The sequence below is a fragment of the Flavobacterium sp. BFFFF1 genome (assembly GCF_002256285.1).
GTDB lineage: Bacteria > Bacteroidota > Bacteroidia > Flavobacteriales > Flavobacteriaceae > Flavobacterium.
Window position 1 is genome coordinate 41,440 of sequence record NZ_NKJE01000018.1, and the last position, 17,709, is coordinate 59,148.

14 protein-coding genes are annotated in these 17,709 nt (G+C 43.5%); 4 read left to right on the forward strand and 10 right to left on the reverse strand.

Annotated features, from left to right (window positions below; all coding sequences use genetic code 11):
• Positions 1-41: 41 nt before the first annotated feature.
• On the forward strand, positions 42-1,193 hold the full coding sequence (locus CFE23_RS11720; RefSeq protein ID WP_291088227.1) for a hypothetical protein: 1,152 nt from the start codon (positions 42-44) through the stop codon (positions 1,191-1,193).
• Between the two features lie 55 nt (positions 1,194-1,248).
• On the opposite strand, the gene CFE23_RS11725 is transcribed toward CFE23_RS11720, so the two are convergent.
• Positions 1,249-2,484, reverse strand: a complete 1,236-nt coding sequence (locus tag CFE23_RS11725) for a hypothetical protein (RefSeq protein WP_291088229.1) — start codon at positions 2,482-2,484, stop codon at positions 1,249-1,251.
• Between the two features lie 290 nt (positions 2,485-2,774).
• On the opposite strand from CFE23_RS11725, the gene CFE23_RS11730 reads away from it, so the two are divergent.
• The 3 genes from CFE23_RS11730 to CFE23_RS11740 all read left to right on the forward strand — a co-directional run bounded on the left by CFE23_RS11730 (position 2,775) and on the right by CFE23_RS11740 (position 6,454).
• The gene (locus CFE23_RS11730; RefSeq protein ID WP_291088231.1) at positions 2,775-5,429 is read left to right on the forward strand and encodes a T9SS type A sorting domain-containing protein; all 2,655 of its coding nucleotides are present in this window, start codon (positions 2,775-2,777) and stop codon (positions 5,427-5,429) included.
• A gap of 260 nt (positions 5,430-5,689) precedes the next feature.
• Entirely contained in the window at positions 5,690-6,226 is a 537-nt protein-coding gene (locus CFE23_RS11735) for a DUF2975 domain-containing protein (protein ID WP_291088233.1), read from the forward strand.
• 3 nt (positions 6,227-6,229) lie between these two features.
• A complete protein-coding gene (locus CFE23_RS11740; RefSeq protein ID WP_291088235.1) occupies positions 6,230-6,454 on the forward strand; it encodes a helix-turn-helix transcriptional regulator in 225 nt (74 codons plus the stop codon).
• Between the two features lie 88 nt (positions 6,455-6,542).
• Here the strand turns inward: CFE23_RS11740 and CFE23_RS11745 are convergent, their stop codons facing one another.
• The 9 genes from CFE23_RS11745 to CFE23_RS11785 form a co-directional block, all read right to left on the reverse strand.
• Positions 6,543-6,980 carry a hypothetical protein gene (locus CFE23_RS11745; RefSeq protein ID WP_291088237.1) on the reverse strand — a complete coding sequence of 146 codons (438 nt, stop codon included), beginning with the start codon at positions 6,978-6,980 and terminating at the stop codon, positions 6,543-6,545.
• Positions 6,981-7,111: 131 nt separating this feature from the next.
• Positions 7,112-8,689: a hypothetical protein gene (locus tag CFE23_RS11750; RefSeq protein ID WP_291088239.1), complete on the reverse strand. Its 1,578-nt coding sequence runs from the start codon at positions 8,687-8,689 to the stop codon at positions 7,112-7,114.
• Positions 8,676-8,879, reverse strand: a complete 204-nt coding sequence (locus CFE23_RS16590) for a DUF2256 domain-containing protein (protein WP_363331592.1) — start codon at positions 8,877-8,879, stop codon at positions 8,676-8,678. Before CFE23_RS16590 ends, CFE23_RS11750 begins: the two co-directional genes overlap by 14 nt.
• A gap of 39 nt (positions 8,880-8,918) precedes the next feature.
• Entirely contained in the window at positions 8,919-10,166 is a 1,248-nt protein-coding gene (locus CFE23_RS11760; protein ID WP_291088241.1) for a restriction endonuclease, read from the reverse strand.
• The gene (locus tag CFE23_RS11765) at positions 10,153-12,042 is read right to left on the reverse strand and encodes an AAA family ATPase (RefSeq protein ID WP_291088243.1); all 1,890 of its coding nucleotides are present in this window, start codon (positions 12,040-12,042) and stop codon (positions 10,153-10,155) included. The genes CFE23_RS11760 and CFE23_RS11765 overlap by 14 nt, the downstream gene beginning before the upstream one ends.
• 286 nt (positions 12,043-12,328) lie before the next feature.
• Positions 12,329-13,030 (reverse strand): SprT family zinc-dependent metalloprotease, encoded by a 702-nt coding sequence (locus CFE23_RS11770; protein ID WP_291088245.1) that lies wholly within the window; start codon positions 13,028-13,030, stop codon positions 12,329-12,331.
• Positions 13,030-16,191 (reverse strand): type I restriction endonuclease subunit R, encoded by a 3,162-nt coding sequence (locus CFE23_RS11775; protein ID WP_291088247.1) that lies wholly within the window; start codon positions 16,189-16,191, stop codon positions 13,030-13,032. Before CFE23_RS11775 ends, CFE23_RS11770 begins: the two co-directional genes overlap by 1 nt.
• A gap of 7 nt (positions 16,192-16,198) precedes the next feature.
• Positions 16,199-17,284, reverse strand: a complete 1,086-nt coding sequence (locus CFE23_RS11780; RefSeq protein WP_291088249.1) for a serine/threonine-protein kinase — start codon at positions 17,282-17,284, stop codon at positions 16,199-16,201.
• A 2-nt stretch (positions 17,285-17,286) separates the two neighbouring features.
• Positions 17,287-17,706, reverse strand: coding sequence for a DUF3010 family protein (locus CFE23_RS11785; protein ID WP_291088251.1), 420 nt, complete (start codon positions 17,704-17,706; stop codon positions 17,287-17,289).
• Between the last annotated feature and the right edge of the window lie 3 nt (positions 17,707-17,709).

Below are 17,709 nucleotides of genomic sequence, written 5' to 3' on the forward strand. Positions count from 1 at the left end.
TTTAACCGTACAATTTTTTTGCTAATCTTAAAACACCGGCAATGGAAGACAATACCAACAGCGGCGACAACATGGGCCGTTACACTGAACGCTACGAAAAAGGCATTACGGAACTGCTCGAGGAGAAAGAACTCAAAACCAAATGGCACAAGGAAATCCTTGAAAACGAATCGATACAGGAATATTTTAAGGACTACAACCCGCATTCTATCGATACCTTCATCTTATTTTACCTGACTGAAAAATACCTTGCTTACAAATACGCCGACTCCTACGAGCGTCGCGTCGAAGAAAAGCGTACGCGGTGGATTGATGCCGCCTACGACCACCTCAAAATGATACAGCACAAAAAGCTGTTTGACCTGCAATGCCTGTGGCGTGCCGAGCAGGTACAGGTCGAGGAACTCGAGATCTGCCACGACTTCCTGCTGTGGAAAGACAACATCCTGGACTGCCCGTTCCTCGAGCCGGTAACCAAGGACGACATCGCCATGTACCAGGAATACCTGCTGACGGCTGACATTGACTACCGCTACATCACCGACTTTTATGACGTGCAGCGTTACGAGGAATTCCGGGAAAACTACAATGGCGATGAGGACGACGGTATGCAATTGCCCGACTGGTATGACTTCCACAACATGCGGACCGGCAACGGCTCGCTGATGATCCTGCCCGACATCCGGGGCGAAAAGGAGGAGTTTTACAAAAAGCTTTCCCGCCAGGAAAAGGTCAAAAACCTGCCACCGTCGAAACCTTATGTCCCGGAACGCAGGCCGTACCTAAACCCGGACAGCATTGAGAAAGTGACGTTTTTCGTGAATACGTTCGAAGACGAGGAAACCCGCAGGAAATACGCCAACTACCTCGAGATCAACAAAAACGGTTTCAAGGACGACGAGTTTGACCTCGACGTGCTGCTGATGCAAATGCAGGAAGAAGACGAGTACATTCCGGTAGAGGCGCACTACGACTTCCGGGAGGCGCTGTTCCGCGGATACAATGCGTTCCAGTTGAAGAACACCGCCGAGCACCTGCCGATGGCGCACCAGCAATACCTGTTCAACCGGAAGATGGGGCTGACCACCGAAGAAGACCGCGAGGACGTTTACAAAAGCATCCGCGAAAGAAGCCTCGAGATGATCCTGGACGGCCGGGAGCTCAACGGCGAGCCGCGCAATTTGGAGTTTTAGCAGCGGTTAGCTGATCGCTCATGGCTGATCCCTTGCCCAAAGCGAAACCACAAGCCTAAGGCAGTTTAAAATTCGGGCAATCGCCATCAGATAAGTCATTGGGGTAAAGCCCTACATCCTGCCCCTTTGTCTTCCGCGGCCAATATTGATTCCACGACGAAGTTACAGGAATAAAGAACTCGAGTTCCGCATACTTGTGGCCGGGACCGTAATCAAAAAACGCATTGAAGTAACACCCGTCCATTTTGGAAGTGAATGTTACCTTACGGAAATCTTTTGGTTTTATGACATAAAGCGTGTCTCCTTCAATTCCATCCTTCAACTCCAGTTCCTGCATGCTCCTTTGCATTCCGTTGATACGCTTCATCCGGATTTCCCGGTGCTCATCAAATGATTTTAACTCCTGTTTGGAATAGCGTGTTAAAAGCAACCTGGAAAATGATGGCAAAATAAATGTGGAATCTGAATCATTAAAAATATAAAACGACATTGTTGCCGTTCCTTTATTGCCAACGCTGTCTTTCTTATAGATCACATTGATAAAGTCATCGGGATTGACCGACCGAAACGACAGTGAGCCGCTATCGGGTTTAGAAAAGTAGTTATACAGCAGCTGGATTGACTGGAAAGAAAAGCTCAGGCTCATGATGGCGACAAACGGAATAATAAGGGGTTTCAACGCCCACTTATAATGCTTTACGACTGGATAAGTACTGCAAAACAATACGACAGTACACAGCACGATATTCCGGCCATACTTCACAAAAATTCGCAGCGACTCAAGAGATTCAAGCGTCGGATTGTCACCAAATATCCATTCGGGATGTTCCTTGATGAACATCGCGAGCATATCCAGGACGGCATTCAGCAGGATCGCCGATGCAGACCAGATACAAATGTAACGCATGTAATATTGCGCTTCAATCCGCGGTACCCTGACTAATTTAATCAACAGCTTTACAAGCAGGTAAAAAAGCATTACAACAGGCAGTACATAAAGGAATGCCTTAAAGTTGAAATTCATTGAGGCGTCCGTAGCCGCAATTTCAATGACCTTGTTGTTCTTGAGCGCCGTTGGCACAATGTAGTGCACATTATGCATCCGCGCCGTGATGTAAAACACATAGAGCAGCAAGGCTATAAAAAAATATACCGATGCCCTGATCAATTTAGGCTGGTCACTCCGAATGTCCCGCAACAGCTTCAATGGCCAAAAAATCGAACCGGCAAACATGCCGAAAAAACGCTTTACAAACTGCAGGATTTCATTAATTGTATTTTCTATCCACATGACCGTAATGTCTTCATTTGTATTTTACCACATCCACAAAAAACCGATTGTCTTAATATTGAGCAAGATATACAAAATTAGCATTCCGTTGACCAATAGCGACGATAACACGTTCGCTGAAAGCCGTTAGCTGTTCGCTGAAAGCTGTTCGCTGAAAGCTGAAAGCTGTTAGCTGTTAGCTTATCGCTGTTAGCTTATCGCTGTTTCCCATAAATTTCGCACGGCGGCAGTACATTTCTTTTGCATTACTGTTTTAATTGACTACTTTTCAGGCCTTTATTCCATTCCCCATGAAAAGAGCCTTCCCCGCCTTAATGATCTTTTTAATTGCGTTCGGGCTACACGCCCAAAACATCAATATCCCCGACGCGAATTTCAGCACGGTTTTATTCAATGCACAGGTCGATACCAATAACGATGGCGTGTTTCAGGTTTCTGAAGCCGAGGCCGTTACGGAGTTGTCGCTAATTTCAGCGGCAAGCCAGATTACGGACCTGACCGGAATTTCGTATTTCACAAACCTGCAATCGCTCGATTGTTCCTTTTGCCACATCAGCTCCTTAAACCTGGCTGGCCTGGTGCATTTGCAGACGCTGAATTGCTCCAACTGCACGTCCCTGTCCACACTCAATGTAAGCGGCTTAAACAGCCTGGCTTTAATCAACGCCTCCTACTGCACGGCACTGCCGACGCTGGACCTGAGCAACCTCACCGCGCTGTACGATGCCAATTGTTCCAACTGCACCAGCCTGACCGCAATTAACCTGTCCGGCCTGCCGAACCTCCAATACCTGAACTGTGCTTCGTGCGCCAATTTGGCAACCCTGAATTTATCGGGCTTAAGCAGCCTGCTGCAATTGAACTGCAGCGCCTGCCAACTCACTGCGCTGTACGTGAGCGGCCCCATAAACCTACAGAACCTCGATTGCTCCGACAACCCCCTGACCACGTTAAACCTCAGCAATTTACCATTGCTGCACAGCCTGCGCTGCTCGTATTGTGCTTTGACGACGCTGGACACCTCGGGCGCCAGCAACCTATCGACCCTGTTCTGCAACGGCAATATGCTTTCCAGCCTCATGGTTTCAAACCTGTTGGGACTGTTCTACCTTGATTGCAGCGAAAACGCGCTGGCCGTGCTGGACCTGTCAAACCAGTCCCAGCTTGGCTATTTATATTGTGGGCAAAACCAACTCACCAGCCTCAATACGCAGGGTTGGCCAAACCTGAAGGAAATAGACTGCTCGAACAACCAGCTGACAGCACTCGATGTGAGCAACCACGGATGGCTCACCTCGGTGTCGGTGAACAACAACCAATTGACCACACTCGACCTGAGTACCATCGGGCAGCAGTTTCTGTCCAATGGAGAAGCGTATTCCCTGAATTACCAGTTTGCATACAATCCGGGACTGACCTATGTAAACCTGAAAAATGGCCTGACCAATGCCGCTCCCAATACGTTTGCCGATGGTTGCGTCAACCTGCACTACCTGTGTGCCGATGAACACAACATCCCATCGCTTCACGAAACGCTGGAACTGGTTGGCCTGAATGTACAGGTAAATTCGTATTGCAGCTTTGTCCCAGGCGGCGTGCACAATACGCTAAGCGGAACGGCCACCTTAGACACCAACAATGATGGCTGCGATGCCAATGACCTCCATCCCGACGGCATAAAAATGACATTGAACGATGGCACCACCGTGGGCGCGACGTTTTCAAACGCAGCAGGAGGCTACGCGTTTTACACGCAGGATGGCAATTTCAGCCTGACACCGGCTTTCGAGAATGCGTTCTTCACCGTGACGCCGGCGACTGCGGCCATTAATTTCCCCGCATTGGACGGCACCACACAAACACAGGACTTTTGCATTGTGCCAAATGGCGTGCACCCTGATGTAGAAATTACAATTGTCCCGCTTGGCAATGCCAATCCGGGATTTGATGCCCAATACCGATTGGTCTATAAGAACAAAGGAAACCAAACGCTGTCCGGGATGATCCACTTTCTATTTGACGATGCCATTTTGGAACTGCTTGCGGCGTCGCCGGCCGCTTCGAATGCCACATTAGGGGATTTGACGTGGAATTACAGCAACCTGCTGCCTTTTGAAACCAGGACCATCGCCCTCGTGCTGCATGTGAATGCGCCAACAGACAACCCGCCAGCCAACATTGGCGACACGCTGCATTTCACTGCCGCAATCGATCCAGTCTCCGGTGACGAAACCGCCATAGACAATACCTTTCTGCTGGACCAGACCGTGATCGGCTCTTTTGACCCAAACGATAAGGTTTGCCTTGAAGGCGACAACATTGCGCCTGAAGCCGTAGGCGGCTTTTTGCATTATGTAATCCATTTCCAGAATTCCGGGACCGCCGCAGCACAAAATGTAGTGCTCGAAGACCAGATCGATACCGCGAAATTCGACATCAGTTCGTTACAACTCACCGCGACCTCACACCCTCAGCGGACACGGATTACAGACGGCAAAGCTGAATTTATCTTCGAAGGGATCAACCTGCCTGCCGAGCAGGACAATGAACCCGCGAGCCATGGTTTTGTGGCATTTAAGATCAGGACAAAGGACAACCTCATCGCAGGCAATACCGTTAGCAATGCGGCGAACATTTATTTCGATTACAATTTTCCGGTGCTGACAAATACGGCGGTTACCGAAATCAGTACGTTGGGCATCAACACGCGCGAAGACCAGTCCGTGGCCGTGTACCCGAATCCCACGAGCACCAGCGTCCGCATCAGTGCGAAATCGGCCATTACGGCAATCCAACTGTACGATGTGCAGGGCAGGTTAATCGAAACCCGCTTAAGTTCTATATCCGAGGCGCAACTGGACCTGTCCAAACAGGCAGTGGGGATTTATTTCGTGAAAGTGTATACCGAAACCGGCGTAAAGGCCGTCAGGATCGTAAGGAAATAGTTTTGGGGAGCGGTTAGTTGATAGCTGTTAGCTGTCAGCTGTTAGCTGTCAGCTTTTAGCTTTTAGACGTGAGATACGAGCTTACGCTGTTAGCTGTTGGCTGTTAGCTGTTAGCTGATAGCTGATAGCTGATAGCTGATAGCTGATAGCTAAAAAAAACATCTGCGCCACATGCGTCCAATTCTATCGCAAAAAAATACATATTTATTGTTTATCAATAATTATTTATTATATTTGGACACATTATAAACGCAACCGTCATGACAAATACCAACAACATCGTCTTCAAATGCCTGCAGATTGTGGCATGGATCATCTTTGTAGGCCTGAGCATAGAAGCCGGCGCCCTACTTGTCAATTTTATCATCAGCATCTACAACCCTGCTTTTGTGGGAAACCTGTACGAGAAGCTTGATTTAAGCCGGATGTACCTCAGCAACAAATGGATATTCTTTGGCGTCTACAGTTTTATCCTGTGCATTGCCATCCTGAAAGCCCACTTATTTTATGTGGTTATCGTACTGCTCACCAAACTCGATTTGGCGAAACCCTTCAACGCGTTTGTCTCAGGCCAAATCACAAAAATCAGTTACTACACCTTTTCAATCGGACTCATCAGCCTGATTGGCCGGCAGAACGCCCGCAGCATGACCCATTACGACTTTGATGCGTCCCCGCTGGACCGATTTTGGGGCGACGGCCAGGCATTCATGATCATGGCCGCCATCATCTACGTGATCGCGACGATCTTCAAAAAAGGCGTGGCGCTGCAGGAAGAAAACGACCTCACCGTTTAAGCTATGGCAATCATTGTAAACTTAGACGTGATGATGGCGAAACGCAAGATGTCACTGAATGAACTCTCCGAAAAGGTCGACCTGACCTTATCCAACCTCTCAATCCTAAAGACCGGGAAAGCCAAGGCCATCCGGTTCAGCACGCTCGAAGCGATCTGTAAGGCACTGGACTGCCAGCCGGGGGATATTTTGGAGTATGCGGAGGGTGGTAAGGGGAGTACGGGTTAAAGTATAATAATCGTTAATCCGCTGCCACATTGTACTTCCCAGCGGCTTAGAATTAAGGGTGACGCGCAAAGAGGGAAGTCTTCGCAATTTATTTTACGTCAGGTAACGCAAATTTCCTTTTACCCATGATTTGAACAATCTGGGCTTGACTGGCTTTTGCAACCAGATCGAAAAATTCCTTGTTTTCGAGGACCAATTGCTTCGTGAGGCGTAAATTCTCAGCACGCAATGCATCGGCTTCAGCGACACTTTTGAATTTGGTCGAGAACAGGTTTTTCGCGACCCAGTCATGCCATTCCTGTTCGTTGATTAACGCTGTGGGGACATCCTTGCGGTTGAGCCTGGTCAATAACTCCATACCGGCCTTATCCTTTTCCTGGGAAGTCCTGCTTGACAGTAATTCGGAATACAATTGCGTCGCCCTGTCCACTTCCGCAGTCGTTAGCGCTTGCGCTTCCTGTGGTGTGGGCTGGGCGTTAGTTACGATTCCATTAAAAAGCAAAAAAAACAAAATAAATCTCCTCATGGGTCCTATTTTCAAATTGTTACGCAGCTGTGGTTTGCATGCTGTTTCATTTCGCCGGGAAGTTTTTAGCACTTGTCAGCGGTGAACTGTTGGCTCAAAACGGATCACTGACAGCGGACAGCTGACACCCATTACTTCACCGCCTCTTTCAACGCCCGCATTGCTGCAAAGCCCGAAAAAGTATCGACCGTAAAAAACTCATATTCCAATGCCCGCATGACCTCAATATCGTCGAACTTTTCTGTTGCAATCGCTTGTTTCAACACCGCAGGCAATGCGAAACCCATGTAACGGTTGACCCGCTTTTCCTTACTGAAATCGTACAACCTGCTTTCAAAAGTCTGGTAAAAAAAGGCAATTTCATTGTCTTTGGGCCTGTAGCCCCTTTGCAGCGCCTGGAGTTTTGCCACGTTGCGCGACGCGAATACCGTATAGTTGATTTTGCTGATGATGCGTTTGCAGCGGTAGAGCCCATTGTCTTTGTCGTCAACACTACAGTGGTTTTTCTCGCGAAAGGCCGCATCGTCGGCGGGTTCGTGATAGTCTACAATGTCGCTGTCCGTCGCCGTGGGTTTGGGCTTCACATCGTCCTTCATATAGTAGAATGGGTGTTTCGCATTATATTCATCAGACAAATTCACGGCCACAAATTCGCATTCTCCCTTGAGCACCTCATCATCATAGTGGAATCGCGGTGACAGTTTCAGGAATGGGTCAAACTTTTCGCGGCTGCCCTGCAGGTACTGTTCCGCACACGTGGCATGGGTGTAGTCGTGCGTCCGCAGGAGTTGCTGGCCGTCATAGGAATAAATTTTCCAGATTCCGGTCTTCCTGCCTTCCCTGTAAAACGATTCGAGCACAAGCTGTTTGTCACGGTACACCTTCCAGTGTTCGATACCATCTTTCAGCACCATCTTGGCGCCGAAGATGCTGTTATTGGTCACGCGGATATCCGTAGCCCTAAAGTCGAGCGCCACGCCTTTCTTAAAATGGGCGACCGTGGCCGTATCGCCTTTAATACCGAGCATGATGTAAGTGCCTTCGAGCAGTTTGTCTTTGATCGTATAAATATTCCTGAGTTCGCCGCTGTAATAGTAATCGTAACAAGTACCCTCCTGGAAATCATGAGCAACAGTGCCTTTGTTGAACAGCTTACCGCTGGAGTTGTAGAATTCATAATCCCCGCTGAGCACGCCTTTCTTGTAGCCCATGCGGAATTCAATTCGGTCCTCAGCCGAAAATTTTTCATGGATCCCATCGATCACATCGTCAATAAAGTTGGCACGGTTGGACACACCTCCTGTAGAAAAGTACTCGGCGTATTCGCCGTTGAGTTTGTTGTTGGCATAATGGCCTTTAGACATCAGTTGGCCATCCCCATAATATTCGGTCATTTCGCCCTCACGCACACCGTTTTTAAACTGCCCGATGCGCACTGCCACCCCTTTTTCGTTGTACCAGCTCGCCTTGCCTTCCAGGATTAAAGGCTCTTTATCGGTCGAAGACACCCCTTCAAACTGTTTTGTCCCGGAGCGGTAAAAATCGGTCACGGCAAACAGTTGGTCTTGTTTAGCGACCGTCCGGTAATACACCGCCTGTTCCTGCGTCGTCTCTTTCCAGTCTTTGTCAAAGTAAATGCGCTGTTGTGCGATCAGGCACAGCGGCAGCAACAACAGTAGGGGCAGCAATACTATGTTAAGGTGTTTCATAAGGCGCGATGTAAGTTAGCAGGCGAAAAGTAATATAAATTGGGGCGAAATGCAATACGTCTGGTTCACGATACCAGTCATTACAATACTTCACCTCATCCCAAACTTTCTCCCATTTCTTACGCCACGAGAACGGCCGCCCGCAGACGGGACAGGTTTTGGTGGGGAGGTTGGATTTTTTGTGGGGCATTGGTAAAATTGAGGAGCATTTTCATCTGTCTTAATCCTGTCAACCGATATCAAACCATTGTAGAAGTCTTGCTCCAACCATTTCATCTAACACATTATCTTTTGAAAAAATGTTAATTTGTCCAATCCCACAGAAATGATGTGATGTTTTCCCAGGCAAAGAACTGAATGCTATAAAATCAGGAGGCACACTGTCAATTCCAGGATAAAGCAGTACAGCACGGTTTGAATTCCAGTAATCATTATATACATACATTTGTCTCAAATCATCCATAGAAGCATTTCCTCTACCAACGTGCTTCCATTTAGCATCGATAATAAATTGCTGGGAAAGTTTTTCAATACTTACCACTATATCAGGCCTGATTGAAATCCCATTCCAGAAACTTTTAGAACTTTGGCCCTGTACCGTAACACCACTAAAATTAATAGCTGCTTGTTTTAACCTTATTGTAACGTATTCTTCCCATAACGAATTCATATCGAACAGTAAGGCAAACATCCGCTCAGAGCCACTCGACACATTGGGAGCATAATTTAAAATAATCAGTCGCGCTATAGCAAGCGCAGTATCATACGGCATCGTTTTTCTGTACTTTGGTATGTTGAGAAATGTATGCTCAGTAGCACTGATTTTTTTGACTTCAGGGAAATCAAACCATGCGGTCTTACATCGACTGTGCAAGTAAGTCCCTTTTGAGAGCATTTCGATAATGAACATTGCCTGTGAAAGTACCTGATGGATTAAATGGTCTTTGTCATAAATTTGATGCGTTGTCCAAAATCGTTCCTTGTGAACCAAATTTTTCTTTATTTGACCTGCAAACTCCAGCCTGCCTTTAAGAGATTTGACATTCCCTGTTTGCTTATAATATTGCTTTATAAGCCCCTGCCGTATTAGTAACTGGACCTCATTCAAAAACCATTCAAAATAAATATCTAATAGGTGGATTTGCTGCTTTTTGACATCAGCTTCACCTACTTTTTGGACCTTCAGCTTTTTTGTCACGCGCAGCATTTCAATCAGTACATTTTGCCACTGATTTTTAGTGCCTTTTGCGTTGTCAATTTTTGGAAGTATCTCTATAATTAGTTCATCGATCTGAATAACACCAACAAATTGTTTAAAACCAATACCGTTATGCAGGATATTAAAATACTTTCCTTTGTGAAACTCATTTAACTTGATTAATGCCTTGTAATGTTGTTTTTGAAACATTACACCTTTATAATCATTATCAATAAACAATGACGTATACTCGAATACCTGAATTCTATTCGCCTTCATTTGGAACATTAATTTGAACTTGCTTCTTAGCGCCTAATAAAATTTGAATCGCTTCATAAATGTCCAATGTCTCAAAATCCTTAAATCGATATTGCGCAATGACTTCTGGTTTTGCGGTATTGAAGAATTTCGTAAAAACCGCAATTTCCTTGTTGTGCTTTACTTCTTCAAAAAAACCTTCCCCTAAAACCCATCCTATTTTTTCATAATCATTATAAAAATATTCCTGAAGCAATGGAACAATACAGTTTTTAAATGTCGCTTTAAGAGCGGTTTCAGTAGTAATATTTATAAAATAGGAATGCCCGATTGTATGATCCCTATCTGATAGAACTTCAATTCTTTTGTTTATTGTAGAAAGAATCGCTTCTAAATTATATCCCGTAAATTCATACTTGTCAAAATAGGTAAGGTCACTTATTATTTTATCCTTTTTCATTGTTTCCCATATACCTTCTTTCTCAGCTTCCATGGTATCCGATACGCCTAAAAAACTAAATAATTCAGTCTCTTTCGGCTTATATTTCTTGGATCCCCAGTCATCATCCTTGTGTTCCCAAAATAGCCTGCATACCATGGCTGAAGGAGAAATCAATTTTGGTTCCGGCAAAAGTTCCGTAAAAGAAAAGCGTCTCCTTAATGCAGTATCCAACGCTTCAATACTTCTGTCAGCAGTATTCATTGTGCCAATGATATACAGATTCGGAGGTACTCCAAATACATCTTTACTATACGGAAGAGTTACTTCTAATGCCTCGTCTTGACCAAGGCGTTTGCTTTCTTCTATCAACGTAATCAACTCGCCGAATATTTGAGAAACATTCCCTCTATTGATTTCATCAATTATAAGCACATAGTTCTTTTGTCTCTTGTCAGACTGCTCAGATACTTTATATCCTTTTAATTTCTCCAATATAGGAGGATAATAAATCCCAACACCTGTTAGGTTTAATACCCTATTGTCATAAAAATAATCCCGTAGCGAGTTGATACTTAAAGTATGTCCGGTACTTCCATTTGATTTTCTGAATTGGATTGATGATTTAGTAAAACCAATAATAGTAAAATCTTTTCCCTCAGTTTTCATTTTGAATGACATGTTCTTATTGTCTTCCCATTCTTCCACAAACTCACTAAAAGCGGCATCAAAGGATACGACATTCTTTGCAGCTTTTGCATCAAGCCAGTTGCTTTTGGCAACGGAGCAAATACTTTTAAATATTCCTTCTGCAATGTCATAGTTCAATTCTTTTCCTTTCATTTCCGGTTTTATGCCCTCTATAAAATCTTCATAAGACATGCTTTGATGAAAAGTGATGAAAGCGATTTGGCCCTTTGGCGACTCCCAATCCGTAATTAAATAATCATCGAATTTCTTTTTGAGGTCTTTTCTGTGCATATTTGCCAGTTCCTTTTCATCACTGCTTTCGACAATGGCAATGGCTTTATTAATCGTATTAAAAGTCTTTCCTGTTCCGGGAGGTCCGTAAAGAATTTGGTTGAGTATCATAGGAGCAAGCGTATTTTCTTTTTTCTCTGGTTCAGTTTTTGCTGTAGTTTTTATATTCTTAAGTGATAATATTTTTTTTAAATCTTTTTGAAAAGCTACTTCAGTTATTATGTACTTATTTTTAAAGTCGTATTCTTCCAGTATATCCAATGCATAACTCCTGAAAACAGTTATATAATCATTAAGGTTTTCAAAAATGGTGTTTTGATCTGGATAAAATTTAATGCCATGATCTTTAGATGACAAGCTAACGTTAAAGTAAGAAGCCAATCTTTTATGAAACTCTTTTTCCTTGGGATCATCGACGCCGCCCTTAAATGAAATCTCTAAAAAGTTAATTAGTTTTCCTCCTCTTTCATATTTCAAAACAAACCCAATAGTTTTTATTTGCGAGCGCTATCCCCACGGCTGAAAAGTGGCACATAGATATAGTTAGAACCTTGAAACCATTGGCCGTTTTCCAACCTCTTATCCTTTGATTGAACACTGTCCCGCTTTCTGAGAGAAAAGGTAAAGTCAGAATTCTGCTTTTTATAATTCAGCAAATAGTCTAATACATCATTGCTGAGTTTAATAAGCTTTTCTTGTGTTGCACTCATACTTATATTAATAACTTTATAACATTGTTTGTCAATACGATTAACCTAATTCCCTACGAAAACTCCTCCAACTTACTTTTCCGCTTCTCCCAGTCCGGACACATCGCGTCCTGCAATTCAAAAAATGCCTTCGCATGGTTGTGGTGGACTAAATGACATAATTCATGAATAATCACATACTCTATACATCGTCTTGGCGCACGAACCAGTTTTGGATTCAGGATGATTTTGCCTTTTGGTGTGCAGCTTCCCCAGCGGGTTGCCATTTCCTGCACATAAATTCCCGAAGGAACTGCGCCCAGCTTTTTGAATTTTTCGATTAGCGGGTTGGCAATCTCTACAAATTTTACTTTTGCTTTTTCCCTATACCAGTCTTCTAAAAGCACTTTAGCCTTGCTCTTCTTTTTAGCATTAACCTGCAGAAACCGTCCTTTGTACTGCACTTCCTCTTTAGAGGACTCGATCACTTCAAGCCTCAATTGCCTTCCGAGATAATAAAGGGATTCTCCTGAAACGAATTGTTGTTGAACCGGATTTGGCAAAAAGCGCAGGAAATAGCTTTGTTGTTTAATGATCCACAATGCCCTTTTCTTTATTTTCTCTTCCACATTCTCAATTGGCGTGTCTAACGGGGCCTTTATGCTGATTCCTGTATCAGGATGCACAGTAATCCCCAAACTCTTCCTTTTTGAAAATTGCAGTTTATAGACAAGCTGCTTTGAGCCAAATTGCAGTGTCTTCTCTATAGCTTCCATTACTTATAATTCGCTATTGCGATTTTCAGGCAGTCTTCAGCTACTTCTTCAGCCTTGTCAATATCCATATTCAGTTCATCAATCAGGTACTCGCCAATATAAAAAGTCATCTTACGCAGGATGTCCCCTTTATTCTGCCAGTCTACAATTTTATATTGGTTGATGATGGTATCGACCTCCTCCGCAAAAGCGACTGCATGGTCGCCAAGCGAGCCGCCATAAGATACCGCCAGCCTGTAGATCGGAATGGCCCTGCTTTTCTCTTCGAGTTCAGTCGGTGTATCATCTGCTTTTTTTGTAATCGCCTGATTGCGCAGGATATTCAACTTCTTAAACGCTTCTGCCTCGGAAATTCGGTTGGCGCGAAGGTCTGAGATGGTCTGACGTATTAATTCGGAAAGTTTTTTATAGAAAACAGGATCCTCATCCATTCTTTCAGTAATATGTTTCGAGGTTCTGCTGGCAATGGTTTCCGCTCTTGCCCTACTGCCAACAATTTTTTCAAGCTCTTTTTCAAATGCTTCGGTATCCATGATACTGACCTGTTCCGTCAGCCTGATGATTTCCTCAGTAGTGACATGCTGATCAAGCAACTTCTGCAACTGTTTTTCGTACTTCTTAAAGTCAATGGCGTCTGAATAGGTATTGACACTTGCATTCCTTAATGCCGCATAAAACTTTAAATGACGGGCATACAATTCCTTTGTATTTTCAGGCGTATTGTTCTCGAAGTCCAATGATGAGAAAGCCATTTTTAAAGTTTTGGCAAAGACTGAAAATTTGACATAAAATTCTGCTCTCTTATATTCGTCAGCGAGGGCATTGCTGTAAGCAACAATATCAAGCTTATTCTTAACTTCCTTAAAAATAGCATTGAGCTCTGCATGCTGCTGTGGCAGTTTGTCAATCTCTTTTTTAATATCCGTAAACGTGCCTTCAAGATCTTCGCCTTCAAATTCAGCAAGGTTCGAATACGTATTCATCGCCTCGTCCAACTCCCCTATAATCCCCTCATAATCGATGATAAAGCCGAAATCCTTACCCGGATAGACCCTGTTCACACGTGCAATGGCTTGTAGCAATGTATGCTCCCGCAATTTGCGGCACACATACATCACAATCACCTGAGGCACATCAAATCCCGTCAGCAGTTTATCCACCACAATCAATAGCTCCGGATAACCTGTCTTTTTAAACTGATTGATAATGGTCTTATCAAAGTCCTTTCCGTATTTGGCTTCCATTTGTTTCCAATACAGGACTACTTCGCTTGCCGGCTCATCATGCGGATCCTCATTTCCCTCCCTGTTATCCGGAGAAGAGATAATGACTTCAGTAGACACTTTTCCGATCAAGTCGAAAGCTCTTTTATACTTGATTGCAGTCTTCTTATCGGGCGTGACCACCATACCTTTAAAACCGCTGCGCTCTCCCGTTTTATCTTCACCCCAATTTTGCGTAAAGTGATCGGAGATATCCCTTGCTATCTCATCAATACGCTGTTCGGTTTTCGAAATCAGGTTAGCCTGGCTGAATTTCTTTTTTAAGTCGTTTTTTTGGTAGTCAGAAAGCGATTCTGATACACTATCAAATCCCCGGTCTAATGCTTTTTGATTCACATCCTGCATTGCATGGCGCCCTTCATACAGTATCGGTACAATGGCCTTATCTTCCACCGCCTGCAGGATGGTGTAGGCATCGATTATACCGCCAAACTTCTGGGCTGTACTCTTTTCCTTTTTCATTAGCGGCGTTCCGGTAAAGGCTAGAAAACAGGCATTCGGCAATACCTTCTGCATCTTGACGTTGAAGGTACCATACTGGGTGCGGTGTCCTTCATCAATCAGAACAAATATATTTTGGCTCTCCAGCGGGCTGCTTCCAAGCTTTTTCACTGCAGCTTCAAACTTATTGATGACAGTCGTGATTACAGCATCTCCATTGCTGTTTAGTAAATCAACGAGCTGCTGCCCGGTTTTGGCGTTATGCACTGGTACTTCAGCGTTTTTAAACGTTTCTGTAATCTGGGTATCGAGGTCGATACGGTCTGTAACCAACACGATCTTAGGATTGCGGATGGTACCGTATATTTTTTTAGCCAGCATCGCCATGGTCAGTGATTTACCGCTGCCCTGGGTATGCCAAATGACCCCTCCTTCTCTTCGTCCATCATGAGGGTTTTGTATCCGGTCCATGATTTTATTGATCGCAAAATATTGCTGGTACCGTGCAATCTTTTTAAAAACGCCACCTTCAAACAATATAAAATCCTGAACCAATTGCAGCAAACGCTCCGGACGGCAAAGCCAATACAGGTACTCATCCTGAAGGCTGGTTTCGAGCTGCTCTTTTTCCTTTTGTTCGATTACAAAACGCTCGAGTGAAGTACGGCAGATGAAAAGCTTTTGCTTTTGCGCTTCTGTTAAGGGCTGGTTGACCAATGCATTTAAAACAGCCGGATCGTAACTTTCCGTTTCTTTCCACGCCGCCCAGAATTCTTCTTTGGTATCCGTCGTCGCATATTTAGCCTGCGAAACGGCCAGGCCCATCAGCAACTGGCTGTATACATACAAGTTGCGAACGCCGTCTTCATACTGGTTGCGGATGTGCTGTGAAATCGCTTCCCCTATCGGCTCTTTAATATCTGGCCGCTTGCATTCAATGATGCAAAGCGGTATCCCGTTTACAAATAAAACAATATCCGGGCGGTAGCAGTCTGTAGTACCAGTACGCATGACCTGGTATTCTTCGGTAACATGGAATACATTGTTCTCAAAGTTATACCAGTCGATATATTGAAGGGTAAAACTCTTCTTATCGCCATCAATACTTTGCTCAAGGGCCTTCCCATAAATAAGCAGTTCAAAAGCCTTTTTGCTCGCGGCAATATAACCTTCATTCATCGGCATATCTTTCAGCACCAGTATCCCGTTTTCGATATTGGCATCGCTGAAGATGGCTGTCTTTGTGGTACTGACCTGAATGCTGTTAATTGCCTTGAGTTGTTTCCTTAGTATGGGCTCCAGAATCACATTACTGGTCCGGTCGGCGCGCAGACTTAAGGCCTCCTCTGGTGTGAGATAAATATATCCAAGCTTCTGCAGTAATTGCAGCGCCGGGATTTGTGAGGAATGGTCTTCTTTGAAGGAGGGGGTTTGCATTTCTTAATTAATTTAAATTGGAAATGTGCGACGCAATCGTCGCCGTATAATCACCTGATCTTCTCCAGCCGGTTGTCCCTAATTTTTCAGTAGAAAAACCCTTATTGGACTCCATTATCCTAAATCTTTCGCCTTTAATTTTTGTCGCATAATAAATATCTCCATCCTGACACCAATTTGTCAATCTTTTTTGAGCTTTATATAAATCATTCAAAAACTCAGCAGTGTTGGAATATCTGACATTAAGTTTTGGATGCGTAGCTTTCTTAATGATATTTATAATCTGTTTATTTACATACGGAGGTAATGTATCATACCTTAATAAATTACCTTTTGAAATCATAGCAAAAATAACTTTATCAATAAAAACGCTCTGTTCATATGTCCCAGTTATAGACCTGAGTTTAATTTGTTCCTTCGGTGACAACCACTCTGCATATGTATCAGGAAAGAATCCCCCTAAAATCTGGTACATAGAAACTCCTATTTGGTAAATATCAGATTGAGTGGTATAACTTTCCCCTCTGATTATTTCAGGCGGCATATATATAGTAGTTGTCCTTGAGCCACCTATTTTGCCTTCATGGCTAAATTGCTTAATCGACCCAAAATCTGCAATCAACGGCTCACCAGAAGCCTCATAAATCAATATGTTTTTAGGTTTAATATCACGATGAACTATTTTAACATCATCTTTATGTAATTCTCCTAATCCCAATAAAATACCATGAATTATATTTAATGCCTTTTTTAAATCAAGCTTTCCTTCCTTAAAGTATTTCTCTAAGTCTCCACCATCAATTTCATCAGTCATAAAATAACTGTGATATTTACCTATTCTTTTTGCATCCCTTACCCTTAGAATATTTGGATGATCTAATTTTGAAAGGATTTTTGGTTCGCTGTGAGATGTACTTTTTTCTCCACCATAGTATATTTTTAGAGCAATACGCCTATCAAATATTTTGTGCTGGCCAAAAAAGATATCACAATTACCTCCTTCTTGAGAGACTTTATCAATATCAAAGTCTTTTTGCTCGTTCAAAAAATTAATTATTTCGTCATCAAGACCTAATTCAGATAAATCTATCATGATTATTTAGTTTTAATATGATGAAATGCAATTTTTAAAGCTTCAGCCTGATATCCATGCTGAGCATTTAATTCAAGCGTGTTCTTTTTGTAAAAGGCTGCAATCGTTGACGGATTGACGAGGCTTATCTTTGCTTTATTGTATAACTGAATAATACCCTCTATCTTAAAAGATATAGGTGATGGCGCATGCAACCCTTTACCTTTGGGATTCCTATATTTAATAACAATTTCATCTGGCGAGAAATTTTCAAAAGCTGCAAAAAGAGCATTTTTAAATAAGACTACATTTTCCGCTATTTCATCATCTTCAAGCTTAACTGGCTTGTATTTATCTGTGTAATCTGTAATGTCTCCATTATTGCCTTCCAAAGCAACAATTCTAACTTCTCTTCCCGAAATCTCTATTCCCAATACTTTCATCTT